The organism is Acinetobacter sp. 10FS3-1, assembly GCF_013343215.1.
In the GTDB taxonomy this organism is placed as follows: domain Bacteria; phylum Pseudomonadota; class Gammaproteobacteria; order Pseudomonadales; family Moraxellaceae; genus Acinetobacter; species Acinetobacter lwoffii_C.
This window is the reverse complement of the sequence record NZ_CP039143.1, coordinates 2858694-2876455: the sequence shown is the minus strand read 5'-3', so window position 1 is coordinate 2876455 and position 17762 is coordinate 2858694. Positions and strand designations below refer to the sequence as shown.

Sequence of the window (17762 nt, the reverse complement as noted above, 5' to 3'; positions counted from 1 at the left end):
ATTGCGGCTATTTTACCGAACTTGTCAAATAGGTATATAGCATTTTGTAATCAATTTTCCTGTTTGATCAAACCCTTCGGGTGAGCATAATAATGAGAAAAGTGAGTATGGCGCTAAGTGAAATTGAATTATGTGAATTTTCACAAAAAGCCTACATCATAATTGGCTTTTCAAGAGGATGAATATAAAACGTCATAGAAATTCCTTGATTTTCTGCTAGTATTCCTGCCGAAAGATTTAATCTTCATAAGTACAGTACATAAATAAGGCGTTAAAATGCTATCTATTGCAGATTTAAAAATTGCGGTGATTGGGTTAGGTTATGTGGGCTTGCCACTTGCGGTTGAATTTGGGAAAAAAGTACCTGTAATCGGTTTTGATATCTACCAAAAACGAATTGATGAACTTAAAAGTGGCCAAGACCATACCTTAGAAGTTTCTCCAGAAGAACTCAAACAGGCCAATCAGCTGAGTTATTCAGCAAATTTAGAAGATTTAAAAAGCTGTAACTTTTTTATTGTGACTGTGCCTACACCTATTGATGATTTTAAACAGCCAGATTTAACTCCTCTTGTTAAGGCTTCGACCAGCATTGGTCAGGTGCTTAAAAAAGGCGATGTGGTGGTTTATGAGTCCACCGTATATCCGGGTGCGACTGAAGAGACCTGTATTCCTGTTCTGGAAAAAGTGTCAGGCCTGAAGTTCAATCAGGACTTCTTTGCTGGATATAGTCCGGAGCGGATTAACCCGGGCGATAAACTGCACCGTGTGACCAATATTCTGAAAATTACCTCAGGTTCTACCCCTGAAGTCGCCGAGTTTGTCGATCAGGTATATAACCTGGTGATTGAGGCAGGTACACATAAAGCCACCAGTATTAAAGTGGCTGAAGCGGCAAAAGTGATTGAAAACACCCAGCGTGATGTCAACATTGCTCTGATTAATGAACTGGCGGTGATCTTTAATAAAATGGGAATTGATACCGAAGCAGTTTTGCAGGCTGCTGGTACCAAATGGAACTTCCTGCCATTCCGTCCAGGTCTGGTCGGTGGACACTGTATTGGTGTCGATCCATACTATTTGACTCATAAGGCACAGTCTATCGGTTATCACCCTGAAATTATTCTGGCAGGCCGCCGTCTGAATGATGCTATGGGGGCTTATGTGGTTACCCAGCTGGTCAAGGCCATGATCAAGAAAAAAATTCAGGTCGAAGGCGCTAAGGTTCTGGTTTTAGGTTTAAGCTTTAAAGAAAACTGCCCGGATATTCGTAATACCAAAATTATTGATATTGTCAATGAACTGACAGAATACAATATTGCTGCCGATGTGCATGACCCATGGGTGGATGCTCGCGAAGCCCAACATGAATACGGGATTACTCCAGTTGCAAACCTGGAGCAGGGTCAGTATGACGCGGTGATTTTGGCGGTTGCACATGATCAGTTTAAAGCTATGGGTGTAGATGCATTACGTGCCTTGGGTAAGTCGGCACATATTTTATATGACTTAAAATATGTACTGGATCAATCTGAATCTGACCTTCGTCTGTAATTTATAGGGACCCTAAACATGAGCCAATATCAAACTGTATGCGAGCAATTACAACAAGCACCAAAAACCTGGCTAATTACCGGTGTGGCAGGCTTTATTGGCTCGAATTTACTGGAAACCCTGTTAACGTTGAACCAAAATGTAGTGGGTATGGACAATTTTGCCACAGGGCATCAGCATAATCTGGATGAAGTGCAGAGCTTGGTGACACCTGAACAATGGGCAAACTTCAAGTTTTATGAAGGTGATATCCGTAATTTTGAAGACTGCCAGACAGCATGTGCAGGTGTGGACTATGTCTTGCACCAAGCCGCTTTAGGTTCTGTACCGCGTTCAATTGCTGACCCGATTACCACCAATGCAGCCAATATTACCGGCTTTTTAAATATGCTGACAGCTGCACGAGATGCAGAAGTCAAAAGTTTTACCTATGCCGCCAGCAGTTCAACTTATGGTGACCATCCGGCACTGCCTAAAGTTGAAGAAAATATCGGCAAGCCACTTTCGCCTTATGCGGTCACCAAATATGTCAATGAGCTGTATGCTGAAGTCTTTGCCCGAACCTATGGCTTTAAAACCATCGGTTTGCGTTACTTCAATGTCTTCGGCAAGCGTCAGGACCCAAATGGTGCTTATGCTGCAGTCATTCCAAAATGGACCGCAGCTATGATTGCTGGTGATGATGTATTCATTAATGGTGATGGTGAAACCAGCCGTGATTTCTGTTTTATTGAAAATACAGTGCAGGCCAATATTCTGGCAGCCACTACGCAAAATGATGAAGCCAAAAATCAGGTTTATAATGTGGCAGTCGGAGATCGTACTACACTCAATGATTTGTTTAATGCCATTAAAGCTGCGCTAAATGAAAATGGTGTGACTTATACTAAAGAGCCTGTATATCGGGACTTCCGTGCAGGGGATGTACGACATTCACAAGCAAGTGTAGGAAAAATTGAAAGATTATTAGGATATAAGGCTAACTACCATATTGATGAAGGCATCGATTTTGCTATGTCATGGTATGTTAAAAGTTTAACTTAATATTATGTGGAGCTTGTTAAATAAAGCAAAATGGTTATTGAGTGGCAATATTTTATTTGCCTTTTCTCAATGGCTGATGCTAATCATGTTTACTCATTTTAGTAATCCTATACAGTTGGGATACTATTCATATGCTTTAGCAATAACAGCTCCAATTTTTATGTTATCAAATCTGCAATTGCGGCCTTTAGTTGTTGCAGATTTGAATTTAGAAAGAAAATTTAGCTATTCAGAATATTTTTCATTAAGATTGCTGACTATATTATTTGCAATAATTGTAAGTTTATTTTTTATTGATTGGAAAAATAATCTTGCACTGAGTATTGTACTTGTTGTTGTATTGATAAAAGCAAGTGAATCTGTATCAGATATTATATATGCTTATTATAATGCCAATAAAAAAACAAAATTTATCAGTAGATCCTTAACCTTTAAGTCAGTTTTGGTAATTCTACTTTCTTTCTGTGTTCTCTATTTAACTCACAATATAGTTTATTCACTTATAGCGACACTTATAGGTTACCTTTTTGTCTTAGTTTTATTGGATATTAGGCAAAATATAAACTATTTAAGAGAAATTAATTTTTTTGATAAAAAATTAAAAAAAATTGTGCAAATTGGATTACCATTAGGCATTTCTGTAATGTTAGTGTCATTGCAAACAAATATTCCAAGATATTTTTTGGAGCATTATTCAAATGTGGAGTTGGTAGGCGTTTATACAATTTTGTATTATTTCATTGTCATAGGTGGAATAGTGATAAATTCAGTGTGTCAGTATTTGAGTCCAAATTTTTCAGAATTTTATAGAGATTTAAGAATAGATGAATTAAAGAGAATAATAAAAAATGCATTTTTTATAGCATTATCTCTTGGTGTGGTTGGTTTAGTTATATCTCTGTTCTTAAATAATTTTATTATAAAAATTATATATGGGAATGATTATCTAGCATATGCTTATTTATTGCCCTATATTATGATTGCTGGAATATTTACCTACCTTTCAGTAGTAAATGGCTATTTGCTTACAAGTCTGAAATTGTTAAAAATACAAATGCCTATTTTTTTAATTTTAGTATGTCTGACAATTATATATAGTTATTTGTTGATCCCTGGATATGGATTGACTGGGGCTGTTTATACCACAATATTATCTGCAGTTTCGCAATTTCTAATCAGCTCATTTATTACTTATAAAAAAATTCAGGAATTAACTCAAGATGTCTAAGAAAGTTGTACATGTTTTAGGTGCAATGAATGCTGGCGGTGTAGAGGCATGGTTGATGACTTTGCTGCGTAATACTGATAAAGGGTTGATTAATCATGAATTCATTGTTCATCACAAAGAAAAGGCATTTTATGATGATGAAATTTATAGTTTAGGCAGTCAAATTCATTATTGCCAATATTCTGCCAATCCATTTGTATATGCATTAAATTTGTTTCGAGCTTTTAAAAAAATAAATCCAGACATCGTACATAGTCATGTACATGCCTTTAGTGGTTTAGTTTTATTAGTTGCTTATTTGTGCGGTATAAAAAATAGAATTAGTCATTGTCATAGTGATACTAGGCTTAAAGAGAAAAATAACTCTTTTATCCGTAAGTGCTATTTTTCATTTATGAAATTTTTAATATCAATGTTTGCGACAACTAGAATCGCTGTCAGCAGCTTGGCAGCAGAAAACTTATACGGAATAAAATGGAAGACTAAGAAAAACTGTGTAGTCATTCCTTGCGGAATAGATATCAGTAAATATGATCCAAAATATAAAAATGTTAATATGCGAAAAGATTTTGGCTTACCTGACAATGCCTTTGTAATAGGTCATGTTGGACGGTTTGAAGAGCCGAAAAACCATAGGTTTTTAATTGATATGTTTTTTGAGCTTCGAAAAACAAATCAAAAAGCATATTTAGTTCTTGTGGGTGATGGCACATTAAAAGCTGAAATTGAAAAAAAAGTAGAAGATTTGGACTTGACACCTTATGTGATATTTACAGGCTTACGTAAAGATGTACCTGTTATTATGCTTAGTGTATTTGATGTTTTTGTATTTCCATCTTTATGGGAAGGGCTAGGATTAGTTGCTGTAGAAGCACAAGCAGCTAATCTATTATCCATAGTTTCAGAAAATGTACCTGTGGAAGTTAATTGTGGGAACTGTATACATATTAAATTGTCTATTGAAGAATGGGTTGAAAATATTAGCAAAGTAAAAAATCCTAATATTGAAGTTGATTTCTCAATTTATGATAATGTTTTATTTTTTAATAAAATTTATAGTATGGATTTTTAATATGATTTTAATAAAAAAGAATGACTTAAAAAATTATATTTTTATACTATTTATTATTTTTTTAGGTTTAAATCCATATAATTCTGAAATTATCTTATTTGGATTTCCTGTTTATATTAAAGAGTTTTCATTAATTTTATTTTTTATATTTTCGATAGTTTTTTTTAACTTTAATAAGATATTTTTAGTCAATAAATATTTATTCTTATTTATTCTTCTTTATTTTTATGCATTTTTTACCATCTTTTTTCATGATTATAATAATATAATATTTGTTATATATCCTTTATTAGTATCTGTTGTTATTATTTTGATAGCATATATTTATAGTGATATTGCTGATTATGAGAAGTTTTTTTATTATTTGTCTTGGTTTTTGACTTTTATATTTCTTTTGTATGCTATTTATTTCCCTTTTGGAGATTCTGGGTATAATAGATTAAAAGGACCTTTAGGAAATGCAGCTACTATACATGTATCAATTTTATTAGTAATATCAGTTTTTGTTTCCGAAATAATGTATGGTAATAGAGTTAAAGTTTTATCTGGAATTGGTCTTTTTATAAATATTTTTCTTATTATATTAACTGGTTCAAAAGCAGCATTATTATGTCTGGTGTTATTTTTAATGTTATTAATGATGAGGAATTTTTCATTTAAAAAAATGATTGTCACTGTTTTTTTAGGTTTTTTAGGATTTGTGGCATATAGCCTTTTCTTTTTAAAAGATAGAATTGTTTTAGAGGACTTCGCCAGAACATCAAATCTAGAAACATCTTTAGCAATACTTTTTTCAAAAACATCTAATATAATTTTTGGGACAGGTTATGGTTCTGTTTGGCCATGGTATATTTATGAAACTAGTTTTTCTCCAAATGATTTATATGGGGTATATTTGGTTCATTCAGAAGGTATAACATTATTTCACCCTCATTCTGTTTTACTTTGGTCTTTTGTTGAATTAGGTGCAATAGGTCTTTTAATTGTTTTATATTTGTTAATATCTCCATTTTTTAAATATTTTAAATTTGAAGGCTACAAATGGGTATTGTTGTGTGGTTTGTTGAGTACAATTCCATCATTTTTATTTGATTCATTTTTAATGAAAAATTGGACAATAAGTATTTTTTGGATGCTATTTTACTTTTTCTTAATGTCTAAAAAATATCAAACAAAATGAGTTTTAAATGAAAGAAATAATATACGTACACGACCATAAGTTTATTAATATCGATGGTATATTTTATTCTGAAGGCAAATTTACTAGTTCGGTTTTTTCACGTTATGATGTTTTTGAAAGAAAGATTTATGTTATTTCTAGAAAAACTGAAAACTCAGAAAGTATAAAATTAAATAAGATACAGAATTCAAATGTATATTTTTATCCTGTAAAAGGTATAGGTTTTTCTTCAGTGTTTGGCCGATTCTTTTTTATCAATTTAAAAATAATCATTGAACAATTTAATAAATCGCAAACTTTAATTGTAAGACTACCTAGTTTTTTAGGTATTTTTGTTTTAATTCTAAATTTATTTTTTCAGAAAAAATATTTTATAGAGCTAGTTGGAGATCCTCAAGAAGCTCTCATTACTTCGAAAAAGAAGGTAGGTTTTTTATTTAAATATTTCATTTACATATTCTCAGCTTTCAATAAATTTTTTGTAAAAAAAGCAGATGGAGTTATTTATGTGACTCAGTATGATTTACAAAAAAGATATCCTACAAAAAAATTACAAACTTATGCTTCTAATGTTGAGGTTAATATTAAACCATTAAACCTAAGTTTAGATGAATATACTTTAAAAAATGAAAAAAATATCAAAGTAGGCTTAATTGGGTCTTTTAATAATGAGTATAAAGGGATAGATACTGCATTAAAAGCAATACATTTACTTAAACAAAAAGATTGTATAGTTCAACTCCATATATTGGGGTCAGGAAAACTTAAAGATTACTACTTAGAAATGGCAAAGGAACTTAAAATAGCTGGTCAAATTTATTTTGATGGATCTCTTGCAGGTGGAGAAGCTGTTCTAAAATGGTTAAAAGATTTGGATTTATATATTCAACCTAGTCGCACTGAGGGTCTACCGCGCGCTTTAATTGAGGCTATGAGTGTAGGTCTGCCTGCGGTCGCAACTAAGGTTGGAGGCATTCCTGAATTATTACCAGATGAGTTTCTTGTACCTTCAAATAACTCACTAGAATTAGCTGAAAAAATTAAAATGTTAATTCATTCACAGCAATTGCGTTATGAGCAAGGTAAAGCAAATTATGAAAAGGCGAAAGAGTACGACTCTCAAATCTTAAGAGAACGCAGAATGAAGTTCTGGAGTCAAGCTAAAACTATTGTAGAGAAGGATTTTAAATGAAAAAATTCTTAATAATCTCCAGTTTTCTTCCATCAGTCTTAAACTTTCGTGGAAAGTTGCTCGAAGCGATCCACCAGCAAGGCTATAAAATCCATATTATTGCACCTGATTTGGATTCATTTGCTGCCGAGCATGAAAAGCTACTAGGTTTAGGTTATTGCATACATGAAGTTTCCATGCAACGCACAGGCACTAATCCGGTAGCAGACTTAAAAACCTTAGGAAGCATGTATACGCTCATAAAAAAAATCAAACCTGATTATGTTCTATCTTATACGATCAAGCCAGTGATCTATGGAACACTCGCCGCGTGGCTCGCAAAAGTACCGAATCGGTATGCCTTAGTTACAGGTTTAGGCTATGCATTTCAAAATGTAGAAACTCAGACTAAGCGTAGTATTTTCCAGAAACTGGTTCATGGTTTATATCAACAGGCATTGTCGCGCAGTCATAAGGCATTTTTCCAAAATCCGGATGACTTAAAACTTTTTCAGGACTTAAAGCTTTTAACCGTTCAAACGCCTACAGTGGTAGTGAACGGTTCTGGGGTTAATGTTGCCGACTTCAATGTATTGCCTTTGCCTCTAACTGCTGATCAAAAAATTAAAATATCCTTCTTGCTGATTGCACGTTTACTGGGAGATAAAGGTGTCCGTGAATATGCCGAAGCAGCAAAAATTATCAAATATAAATATCCGCATGTGGAATTTAATCTGGTGGGCTGGATTGATGAAAATCCTTCGGCCATTAGTCAGCAAGAATTGGATCACTGGCTGGCCAGTAACACATTAAACTACTGGGGGAAACTATCCGATGTTCGCCCTGCAATTGCAGAAAGCTCGGTGTATGTCTTACCGTCGTATCGAGAGGGCACACCCCGTACCGTTTTAGAGGCCATGGCAATGGGCCGGGCAATTATAACCACGGATGCACCAGGTTGTCGTGAAACTGTTACCGATGGCGATAACGGCTTTCTGGTTGAAGTAAAATCCGTGGAAAGTCTAGTAAAAGCAATGGAAAAACTGACTCTTCAGCCAGAGCTTATCGCTAAAATGGGAAGTCGCTCCCGAGAAATCGCACTTCATAAATACGATGTACATCAGGTAAACGCACATATGATGCAAGAAATGGGTTTGATCTAAATGCTAAAACGCCTTCTCGATATTATCATCGCCTCCATTGCCCTAATCCTGCTTTCACCACTTTATGCCTTTGTAGCTTATAAAGTGAAAAAGAATCTTGGTTCGCCAGTATTATTTCGCCAGGTGCGTCCCGGCTTACATGGCAAGCCCTTTGAGATGATCAAATTCCGAACCATGAAAGATGCTGTGGACGAGCAGGGTAATCCATTGCCCGACAGTGAACGCTTAACCCCATTTGGTCAAATGTTGCGTTCTACCAGTCTGGATGAAATGCCAGAACTGTGGAACGTGATTAAAGGCGATATGAGTATTGTCGGCCCACGCCCATTACTGATGGAATATCTGCCGCTTTACAGCCCTGAACAGGCCAAACGCCATGATGTAAGACCGGGCATGACCGGTCACGCGCAGGTCAATGGCCGCAATGCGATTGGCTGGGAAGAAAAATTTAAACTTGATACCTGGTATGTCGAAAATCAGTCGATTTGGCTCGACTTTAAAATCATGTTTAAAACGGTACATAAAGTTTTAGCAAAAGATGATATCAGTGCCGAGGGTGAAGCGACCATGAGCAAATTTACTGGTACAAAAACGGACAAGAACCATGACTGAAATCTATGCCGTCTATGGTGCTTCCGGTTGTGGCCGAAGCTTGATGCCTGTGGCCCGCCAACAATTACAGCGTCAGAATATAAATGCCGAAATCTATTTTATTGATGACAGTTTGATTGAAGAAATAGCGATTAACGGTCATACAGCATTAAATTATGCAGCATTTAAAAATCTAAAGGCGGATAGAAAGTCAGTTCTCATTGCGATTGCCAATAGTCAGATCCGTGAAAAAATTGCGATACAACTTGAACAAGATGCAATTGAGCTATGGACGGTTCAGGCAGATAATGTCGTGCGTATGGATGACATAGAGATTGCCCCAGGTGCTGCCCTAAGCCCATTTGTAACCCTCACCTCTAATATCAAGATTGGCAAATGTTTTCATGCTAATTTATATAGTTATGTAGAGCATGACTGTATCATTGGTGATTATGTCACCTTTGCTCCCGGGGTGAAATGCAATGGCAATATCCATATCGAGGACCATGCCTATATTGGTACAGGTGTCGTGATCAAACAGGGTACACCTGACAAACCTTTGGTGATTGGCAAGGGTGCCGTAGTCGGTATGGGCGCAGTAGTCACCAAAAGCGTACCACCGGGCGTCACGGTGATCGGTAATCCGGCACGAATTCTAGAGAAAAAATAAGCTTTTCAATTTTAAAAATTCAGGACACATCATGTTAAATACTGTATTTGAACCATGGCCAAGTTTTACTCAGGAAGAAGCGGATGCAGTTTCTCAAGTTTTATTGTCGAATAAAGTCAACTACTGGACCGGACAGGAATGCCGTGAGTTTGAAAAAGAATTTGCCCGGTTTGCAGACACCCGGTATGCAGTGGCATTGGCCAATGGAACCGTGGCGCTCGATGTGGCTTTAAAAGCACTGGGTATCGGGGCAGGGGATGATGTCATTGTCACCTCACGTACCTTTCTGGCTTCAGCCAGTTCTATTGTGACCGCGGGAGCAAATCCAATTTTTGCAGATGTTGAACTGGATTCACAGAATATCTCGCGCCGTACCATTGAAGCAGTCATTACGCCGAATACCAAGGCTATCATTTGTGTCCATCTGGCCGGATGGATGTGTGACATGGACCCGATCATGCAACTGGCTGCCGATAGAGGCCTGTATGTGATTGAAGACTGTGCACAGGCGCACGGCGCGAAATATAAAGGCAAATCTGCCGGTTCAATCGGACATATCGGTGCCTGGTCTTTCTGTCAGGACAAGATCATGACCACAGGGGGTGAAGGCGGTATGGTCACCACCAATGATGAAGAGCTGTGGAAAAAAATGTGGTCCTATAAAGACCATGGCAAGAACTTTGACAGTATTTATAATAAACAACATCCGCCGGGTTTCCGCTGGCTGCATGATTCCTTTGGTACCAACTGGCGCATGATGGAAATGCAGGCGGTAATCGGTCGTATCCAGTTGAAAAAGATGCCGGAATGGACGCGCAAACGTACTGAAAATGCTAAAAGAATCTTGGCTTGTTTTGAAGATAGCCCTTATTTTACAGTACATACACCGGATGCTGACTATACGCATGCTTGGTATAAATGCTATGTGCAAGTCCATACAGAGGCTTTACCCGCAGACTGGTCACGTGACCGGATTATGGCAGAAATTAATGCTCTAGATGTACCATGTTTTAGTGGGTCTTGCTCAGAAGTGTATTTGGAGCGTGCATTTGATGGCACCGCATGGCGTCCTCAAGAGCGTCTCAAGAATGCCCAACAACTGGGTGAAACCAGCTTAATGTTTTTAGTTCATCCGACCTTAACAGAAAATAATATTCAGGCATCTGAGTACAGCATTCGTCAGGTGATTAGTCGTATATAACTTTTTAACAGCTTAAATATATAAAATGTGCAATCAACAGTGCATTTTATATATTTGTTTAGCTTTTAGCCTGCTTTTTAGCTAAGAGTTGCTTAAAACTTATAAATAAATTTGAGAAGACATCTCACGTGAAATCAATCATCCTACCTTTAGTCGAATCTCCTCGTACTGCCAAAAAGATCTTCTTGGTAGCACTTGATTTTTGTATTTTCCCTGTGCTGATCTGGCTATGTTATGCCATTCGCCAGTTCGATCTGGGCGCAGAAGTGGTTCCCAATATTCCTTTTGGTGCGCTTTGGGTAAGTGCAATTGCTGTCGTGGCCCTCTTGGTGAGCGGAAGCTACCAGTTTATTGTTCGTACGTTTAATGAATTTTTTATTGTTAAACTCGGGCTGGCGACCATTCTGACCGTAACAGGCTTGTATTTACTGGCTTATAGCACCCATGCTTTTATTCCAACATCCATCCCCCTGATGTTTGGCTTTATGATGTTTGCCTGGGTCTGGTTGAGTCGTGGGGTAATTCGCCTGATTGTGCGCTCCTATTTACAGTCCGGTATACCCAAAAAACGAATTGCGATTTATGGCGCAGGGGATGCCGGGCAGCAAGTGGCAGCCACCTTGTACCGTTCCGATGAGCATTTACCGGTATTTTTTATAGATGATAATCTTTCTTTAAGTGGGCAGAATATTGGCGGAATACCCGTCTATACGCCCCAGGTTGCGCTCAAATGTCTGGCTAAACTGGGGATTGATGAAATTCTGGTTGCCCTGCCTTCGGTTGGGCGTAGCCGTAAAAGTGAAATTATCAAGTTTCTAGAACCGGCCCATTTAAAAATTACAGAAATTCCCGGGCTAACCAAGCTGGTCAATGGTGAAATTCGCGTTTCTGATATTCAGGAAATCGATATTATTGATTTGTTAGGCCGTGATCCGGTACCTCCTGTGGCCGAGTTACTGGAAAAAAATATTAAGCATAAAGTCGTGATGGTCACTGGTGCTGGCGGATCGATCGGTTCAGAACTCTGCCGCCAGATTATCAAAAATCAGCCTGCTAAAATTGTGATTTACGAACTGACTGAATTCGCCCTCTATAGTATTGAAAAAGAGTTACGCCTCACCGCCAGCTGTGAAATTATTCCAATTTTGGGTTCAGTTTTAGAAGAAGCCAAACTGGAACGCGTCATCGAGCAGTATCAGGTACAAACGGTTTATCATGCTGCTGCCTATAAACATGTGCCACTGGTTGAGTGTAATCCGCTGGCAGGCTTAAAAAATAACGCCGTTGGAACTGCCTTTAGTGTGAATGCTGCGGTGAAGAAAGGCGTTGAAACCTTTGTGTTAATTTCAACCGATAAGGCCGTACGTCCGACCAACGTGATGGGGGCGACCAAGCGGATGGCCGAGCTATATTGTCAGGCCATGGCGGAAGCACAGGACCAGACCCAGATCAGTATTGTCCGTTTTGGTAATGTGCTGGGGTCTTCGGGCTCAGTGGTGCCATTATTTAAACAGCAGATTTCCAAAGGTGGCCCGATTACGGTCACTCACCCCGATGTCACCCGTTTCTTTATGACCATTCCCGAAGCCTCTCAACTGGTGATTCAGGCCGGTGCGCTGGGGCAGGGCGGAGATGTCTTCCTGCTGGATATGGGTGAGCCGGTACGGATTCAGGATCTGGCCCGTCAGATGATTGCCCTCAGTGGCCTGAAAGTGCGAGAAGCTGGCAGTCAGGCGGGCGATATTGAAATCCAGTACTCGGGTTTACGTCCTGGCGAAAAACTTTACGAAGAATTACTCATTGATGCTGATAATACCGAAGTGACACAACACAGCCGGATTTTACGTTCTTATGAAAAAATGTATCCTCTGGATGAATTGTTGCAGGTTTTTGAGCGTTTTAATGCGTTAACTGCCGTGCAATCGGATATTGATTGGGCATTAAGCCAGCTGGAGCACTATGTTGATGGTTATCAACGTGGTAAAGAAGTGAAAGTGAATTAAAATATTGAGGTCAGGTTATTCCATATGATTAAGAAGGCGATTTTACCTGTTGCAGGTTTGGGTACCCGTTTTTTACCGGCCAGTAAATCGATTCCAAAAGAAATGGTCACGGTGGTTGACCGTCCTGCAATTGAATATGTGGTGAAAGAAGCAATTGCTGCCGGGATTGAACAGATTATTTTAGTCACGCACAGTTCCAAAGCATCGATTGAAAATTATTTTGACCGTAATTTTGAACTCGAAACCACCCTGGCGCAAAAACAGAAAACCGATTTGCTGAAGGAAATTACTGAAATTTTGCCGGCGGGCGTGAGTGTGATGAGTGTACGTCAGCCGCAGCCCTTAGGTCTGGGCCATGCGGTCCTGTGTGCCAAAGCCGTGATTGGCGAGGATGATTTTGCGGTATTGCTGCCTGATGTACTGGTCAAAGATCAGCAGCAACAAAATGACCTGTCCCGTATGATCCAGCATTATGAGCAGTCACAGGCTGCCCAGATTATGGTCGAGGCTGTGCCTGAGCATCTGGTCGACCAGTACGGCATTGTGGATGTCGCGCATTCGCCAGCAGAAGGCGAAAGCATCGTGATGCAGGGGATTGTAGAAAAACCGGCCATCGGAATGGCTCCTTCTAATCTGTCAGTGGTTGGCCGTTATATTCTGCCGGCAAAAATCATGCAGCTGCTGGAGCAAACTCCCAAAGGTGCAGGCAATGAAATCCAGCTGACCGATGCGATTGCCCTGTTACAGCAAACCGATCCGGTTGAAGCTTATCGTATGCAAGGCCAGACTTTTGACTGCGGCAGCAAGCTGGGTTATCTCAAGGCGGTTTTACACTATGGGATTGATCATCCTCAACTTGGAGCTGAGTTTAAGGCACTGATTCAGGAACTTGCACAATAACAAAGGAAAATTATGAAGGTCGCAATATTAGGAAGAACGCTGTTTTCAGGGGTATTTGCTGCTCTTTTGTCTGAATGCGGTCATCAGGTGGTGTGGTGTAATAGCTTTACAACCGATGAACCGCCGCCGAATTTTCAGGATGAGTCCTTAAATTTTCTGCTCCAAAAGCAGGAGCAATCCCGGTTTTTAAATTATTGTGACTTTCAGCATCTGGATTTTAATCAGGATGTGTTTTTTCTGAGTTTTAATCCAACTGAAGAAACACTGGCCCTCCAGGTGGTCGATACCTTAAGCCATGCCTGCTTTGCACATCCGAAACTGATGATTAATGCATCTACCTTGGGCTTACAAGGCACACAGCGCTTTCAGCACTCTCTTCCCAATGATGATTGGGTTTATCTGCCTGATATTATTCAGGAAGGTAATGCTGTACAGAGTTTTGTACAGGCCAGCCAACTGATTGTAGGCTGTGACCGTCAAGAAGTGCAGCTCAAAATTAAAGAACTGCTCAGACCTCTATTTCCGCGTGCCCAGCAATACCTGTTTATGCCGATTCTCGATGCAGAATTTACCAAGCTCAGTATTTCCGGCATGCTGGCGACCCGCATCAGTTATATGAATGATCTGGCCCGGGTTGCCGAAAAACTCGGCATTGATATTGAGCAGGTCCGTCAGGGCATGACCGCAGATAGCCGGATTGGGGCTGCCTACCTGTTCCCGGGCGTGGGCTTTGGCGGTGAAAACTTTTCTCATGATATCCGCACGCTCACCCATGCTGTAGCAGACTCGGGAGTGAAGAGCCAGTTGCTGGGGCAGGTCTGGGAAATTAATGAGCAGCAGAAGGAATTTTTATTTCGCAAGCTGTGGAATTATTTCCGGGGAGATTTACAAGGCAAAGTGATTGCGATCTGGGGGGCTGCCTTTAAGGAAAATACCCCGAGTATCCAGCAGTCTCCGGTGCATGCCATGCTGGAAGCCTTATGGGCACAGGGGGTGACGGTGCAACTGCATGACCCTCAAGCCCTGGCCAATATCCAGTCTCGATATGGCACACGAGATGACCTGATTTTATGTGAGGATCAATATCAGGCCGCTGAAGGGGCACATGCCCTGTGTTTGCTGACTGCCTGGAAACAATACAGCAGTCCGGACTATCTGCACTTAAGTAAACTGATGCAACATCCCCTGATTCTGGATGGACGTAATCTCTATGACCCTGCTTATAGCAAGGCACGTGGTTTTAACTATATCGGGGTGGGACGCTAATGTTAGATCAGCTGAAAAATCCTCAAACTGAAGATCTGTATAAAAAACTCTATGCGGTTAAAAATGAAATTGAATCGCTACATTTAAGACAGCTGTTTGAAGCGGACCCGACACGCTTTAAGCAATATTCCCTGCAGTTTGAACAGGTCATTTTTGACTATAGTAAACACCGGATCAATCAGCAGGTAATGCAGCACCTGATTCAATGGGCAGAAGCCAACCATCTGCGCTCCTGGATTGGAGACTTATTTTCAACCCAGAGCATCAATTATACTGAACAGCGTGCTGCCATGCATTGGGCTTTACGCCTGCCCAAAAACGATTCGCGACATGCCGAGCAGGCCGCAGAAGTGCATGAACAACTGGACCGCATGTATATGCTGGTCGAGCAGATTCATGCAGGACAGCGCCGTGGTGCCACGGGTGAAGTCATTCAGGATGTGGTGAATATTGGCGTCGGTGGATCAGACCTGGGACCATTGATGGTGACGCATGCCCTGTCCGACTTTAAATATCCGTCTGCCCGGCCGCTAAATGTACATTTCGTTTCGACCATGGATGGCAGTCAGTTATCAGATCTGCTGCATCAGCTGCGTCCAGAAACCACCCTGTTTATTATTTCTTCCAAGTCTTTTGGAACGATTGATACCTTATCTAATGCCCAGACGGTGCGTTTATGGCTGGAAAAGGCGTTGGGACAGCATCCTTATATTTTAAAGCATCATTTTATCGGGGTATCCACCAAGCCTGAAAAAATGACCGCATGGGGGATTGCAGCAGAGAACCAGCTACTGTTATGGGATTGGGTCGGTGGCCGTTATTCTCTCTGGTCCTGTATCGGTTTGCCTATTGCTTTAAGCATTGGGGTCGAGGGTTTTAAACAGCTGCTTGCCGGTGCTTATGCAGTGGACCAGCATTTTCAGTATCAGCCCCTGGAACAGAATATTCCGGTGCTGATGGGACTATTGGGGGCCTGGAATACCAATTTTCTGAATATTCAGACCCATGCGATTCTGCCTTATGACGGACGCTTAAAATATTTTGCCTCTTATTTACAGCAGCTGGAAATGGAATCGAATGGGAAATCGATTCAACGCAACGGCGACAAGGTGCAACTGGATACCTGCCCGATTATTTGGGGCGAAGTCGGACCGAATGCCCAGCACGCATTCTATCAGTTATTGCATCAGGGAACCCAAGCGGTCAGCTGTGACTTTATTGCACCCATTCAGCGTTATAACAGCCAGCAGTTTACTTATGCAGATAATGCAGAGTCTTTAATTGAACAGCATCATCTGGCGCTGTCTAACTGTCTGGCCCAGTCGCGCTTATTGGCATTTGGCAATGATGCTCTGGATCAGACCGAGCTGCAAAACCTGCCAAGCTACAAGCAGTATGAAGGCAACCAGCCTAGCAGCACGCTTTTATTACAGGAACTTAATCCTTATAGTCTGGGGATGCTGATTGCCTTGTACGAACATAAAGTCTTTGTGCAGTCGGTGCTCTGGAATATTAATCCATTTGACCAGTGGGGCGTCGAAAAAGGCAAGGAGATTGCCAATCAGCTCCTGCCGATCCTGAATGGGGAGCAGACGGATTTGAAGGGTCTGGATGGTTCGACTCAAGGTTTAATTCAGATTTTATTAGGAAAGCAGCATGGCTAATATTTTAGTGACGGGTGGGGCGGGTTATATCGGCTCACATACCTGCGTAGAGTTATTGACTGCCGGTCATGAAGTGATTGTGCTGGATAATTTATCCAATAGTTCTGCTGAATCTTTAAGACGTGTCCAGCAGTTGACGCACAAAAATCTGACATTTGTTGAAGGCGATATTCGAGACAGCCAGCTACTCGATCGGCTGTTTCAGGACAATCCCGTGGATGCTGTAATTCATTTTGCCGGTTTAAAGGCGGTAGGCGAGAGCCAGCAAATTCCACTGGCCTATTTCGATAACAATATTGCCGGATCCATCAGCCTGGTGCAGGCCATGCAGCGCGCCGGTGTATTTAAGCTGGTGTTTAGTTCATCAGCCACCGTCTACGGAGAGCATAACCCTTCTCCTTATCAGGAGGAGATGCCAATAGGTATGCCGAATAATAATTATGGCTATACCAAGCTCGTAGTTGAGCAGATGCTAGAGAAAGCTGCAATTGCAGATACGCGTTGGTCGATTGCCTTGCTGCGTTATTTTAACCCGGTGGGTGCCCATAAAAGCGGGAAGATCGGTGAAGATCCTCAAGGAATCCCCAATAATCTGATGCCGTATGTGACGCAGGTGGCGGTGGGTCGTCGGGACAAACTGGCTATTTTTGGTCAAGATTATCCTACCCCTGATGGAACCTGTGAACGTGATTTTATTCATGTGGTGGATTTGGCCAAAGCCCATGTACTGGCCATCCAGAACCGTTTGGAACATCAAGGCTGCCGTGCCTGGAATATTGGTACGGGTCAGCCTATTTCAGTATTGGCAATCAAAAACACTTTTGAAGCAGTGAACCAGGTTCAAGTTCCATTTGAGTTTGCACCACGACGTATGGGTGATTTGGCAAGTTTCTATGCTGATAGCCAGCGCGCTTATCAAGAGCTGGGATGGAAGGCTGAATTATCTTTACAAGATATGCTCGCAGATAGCTGGAACTGGCAAAAGCAGAATCCAGAAGGCTACCGGTAAAAGCTTGGCTGGAATAAAAAATGGGAGCTATAAAGCTCCCATTTTT

The 17762-nt window shown here is 40.4% G+C and carries 15 protein-coding genes; all 15 read left to right on the top strand.

Translation table 11 applies throughout. The features are described from left to right. Nucleotides 1–276: 276 nt before the first annotated feature. Nucleotides 277–1554: a Vi polysaccharide biosynthesis UDP-N-acetylglucosamine C-6 dehydrogenase TviB gene (gene tviB / locus E5Y90_RS13580; RefSeq protein ID WP_174660479.1), complete on the top strand. Its 1278-nt coding sequence runs from the start codon at nucleotides 277–279 to the stop codon at nucleotides 1552–1554. Between the two features lie 18 nt (nucleotides 1555–1572). Next, nucleotides 1573–2598, top strand: a complete 1026-nt coding sequence (locus E5Y90_RS13575) for an NAD-dependent epimerase/dehydratase family protein (RefSeq protein ID WP_174660478.1) — start codon at nucleotides 1573–1575, stop codon at nucleotides 2596–2598. Between the two features lie 4 nt (nucleotides 2599–2602). Next, nucleotides 2603–3826 carry an oligosaccharide flippase family protein gene (locus tag E5Y90_RS13570; RefSeq protein ID WP_174660477.1) on the top strand — a complete coding sequence of 408 codons (1224 nt, stop codon included), beginning with the start codon at nucleotides 2603–2605 and terminating at the stop codon, nucleotides 3824–3826. Then, nucleotides 3819–4898 (top strand): glycosyltransferase, encoded by a 1080-nt coding sequence (locus tag E5Y90_RS13565; protein WP_174660476.1) that lies wholly within the window; start codon nucleotides 3819–3821, stop codon nucleotides 4896–4898. Before E5Y90_RS13570 ends, E5Y90_RS13565 begins: the two co-directional genes overlap by 8 nt. A 1-nt stretch (nucleotide 4899) precedes the next feature. Beyond that, complete coding sequence (locus E5Y90_RS13560; RefSeq protein ID WP_174660475.1) at nucleotides 4900–6078, top strand: hypothetical protein; 1179 nt, start codon at nucleotides 4900–4902, stop codon at nucleotides 6076–6078. 7 nt (nucleotides 6079–6085) lie between these two features. Then, nucleotides 6086–7270, top strand: a complete 1185-nt coding sequence (locus E5Y90_RS13555) for a glycosyltransferase family 4 protein (RefSeq protein ID WP_174660474.1) — start codon at nucleotides 6086–6088, stop codon at nucleotides 7268–7270. Further along, a complete protein-coding gene (locus E5Y90_RS13550) occupies nucleotides 7267–8412 on the top strand; it encodes a glycosyltransferase family 4 protein (protein WP_174660473.1) in 1146 nt (381 codons plus the stop codon). The genes E5Y90_RS13555 and E5Y90_RS13550 overlap by 4 nt, the downstream gene beginning before the upstream one ends. Then, complete coding sequence (locus E5Y90_RS13545; RefSeq protein WP_174660472.1) at nucleotides 8413–9024, top strand: sugar transferase; 612 nt, start codon at nucleotides 8413–8415, stop codon at nucleotides 9022–9024. Further along, nucleotides 9017–9673: an acetyltransferase gene (locus E5Y90_RS13540; RefSeq protein WP_174660471.1), complete on the top strand. Its 657-nt coding sequence runs from the start codon at nucleotides 9017–9019 to the stop codon at nucleotides 9671–9673. Before E5Y90_RS13545 ends, E5Y90_RS13540 begins: the two co-directional genes overlap by 8 nt. A 31-nt stretch (nucleotides 9674–9704) precedes the next feature. Next, entirely contained in the window at nucleotides 9705–10874 is a 1170-nt protein-coding gene (locus E5Y90_RS13535; RefSeq protein WP_174660470.1) for a DegT/DnrJ/EryC1/StrS family aminotransferase, read from the top strand. Nucleotides 10875–11002: 128 nt separating this feature from the next. Beyond that, nucleotides 11003–12877, top strand: coding sequence for a polysaccharide biosynthesis protein (locus E5Y90_RS13530; protein WP_174660469.1), 1875 nt, complete (start codon nucleotides 11003–11005; stop codon nucleotides 12875–12877). Between the two features lie 24 nt (nucleotides 12878–12901). Beyond that, nucleotides 12902–13777: a UTP--glucose-1-phosphate uridylyltransferase GalU gene (galU, locus tag E5Y90_RS13525; protein ID WP_174660468.1), complete on the top strand. Its 876-nt coding sequence runs from the start codon at nucleotides 12902–12904 to the stop codon at nucleotides 13775–13777. A gap of 12 nt (nucleotides 13778–13789) precedes the next feature. Continuing rightward, the gene (locus tag E5Y90_RS13520) at nucleotides 13790–15043 is read left to right on the top strand and encodes a nucleotide sugar dehydrogenase (protein ID WP_174660467.1); all 1254 of its coding nucleotides are present in this window, start codon (nucleotides 13790–13792) and stop codon (nucleotides 15041–15043) included. After that, nucleotides 15043–16707 carry a glucose-6-phosphate isomerase gene (gene pgi, locus E5Y90_RS13515; RefSeq protein WP_174660466.1) on the top strand — a complete coding sequence of 555 codons (1665 nt, stop codon included), beginning with the start codon at nucleotides 15043–15045 and terminating at the stop codon, nucleotides 16705–16707. The genes E5Y90_RS13520 and pgi overlap by 1 nt, the downstream gene beginning before the upstream one ends. Continuing rightward, nucleotides 16700–17716 (top strand): UDP-glucose 4-epimerase GalE, encoded by a 1017-nt coding sequence (galE, locus tag E5Y90_RS13510; RefSeq protein ID WP_174660465.1) that lies wholly within the window; start codon nucleotides 16700–16702, stop codon nucleotides 17714–17716. The genes pgi and galE overlap by 8 nt, the downstream gene beginning before the upstream one ends. Nucleotides 17717–17762: the final 46 nt, after the last annotated feature.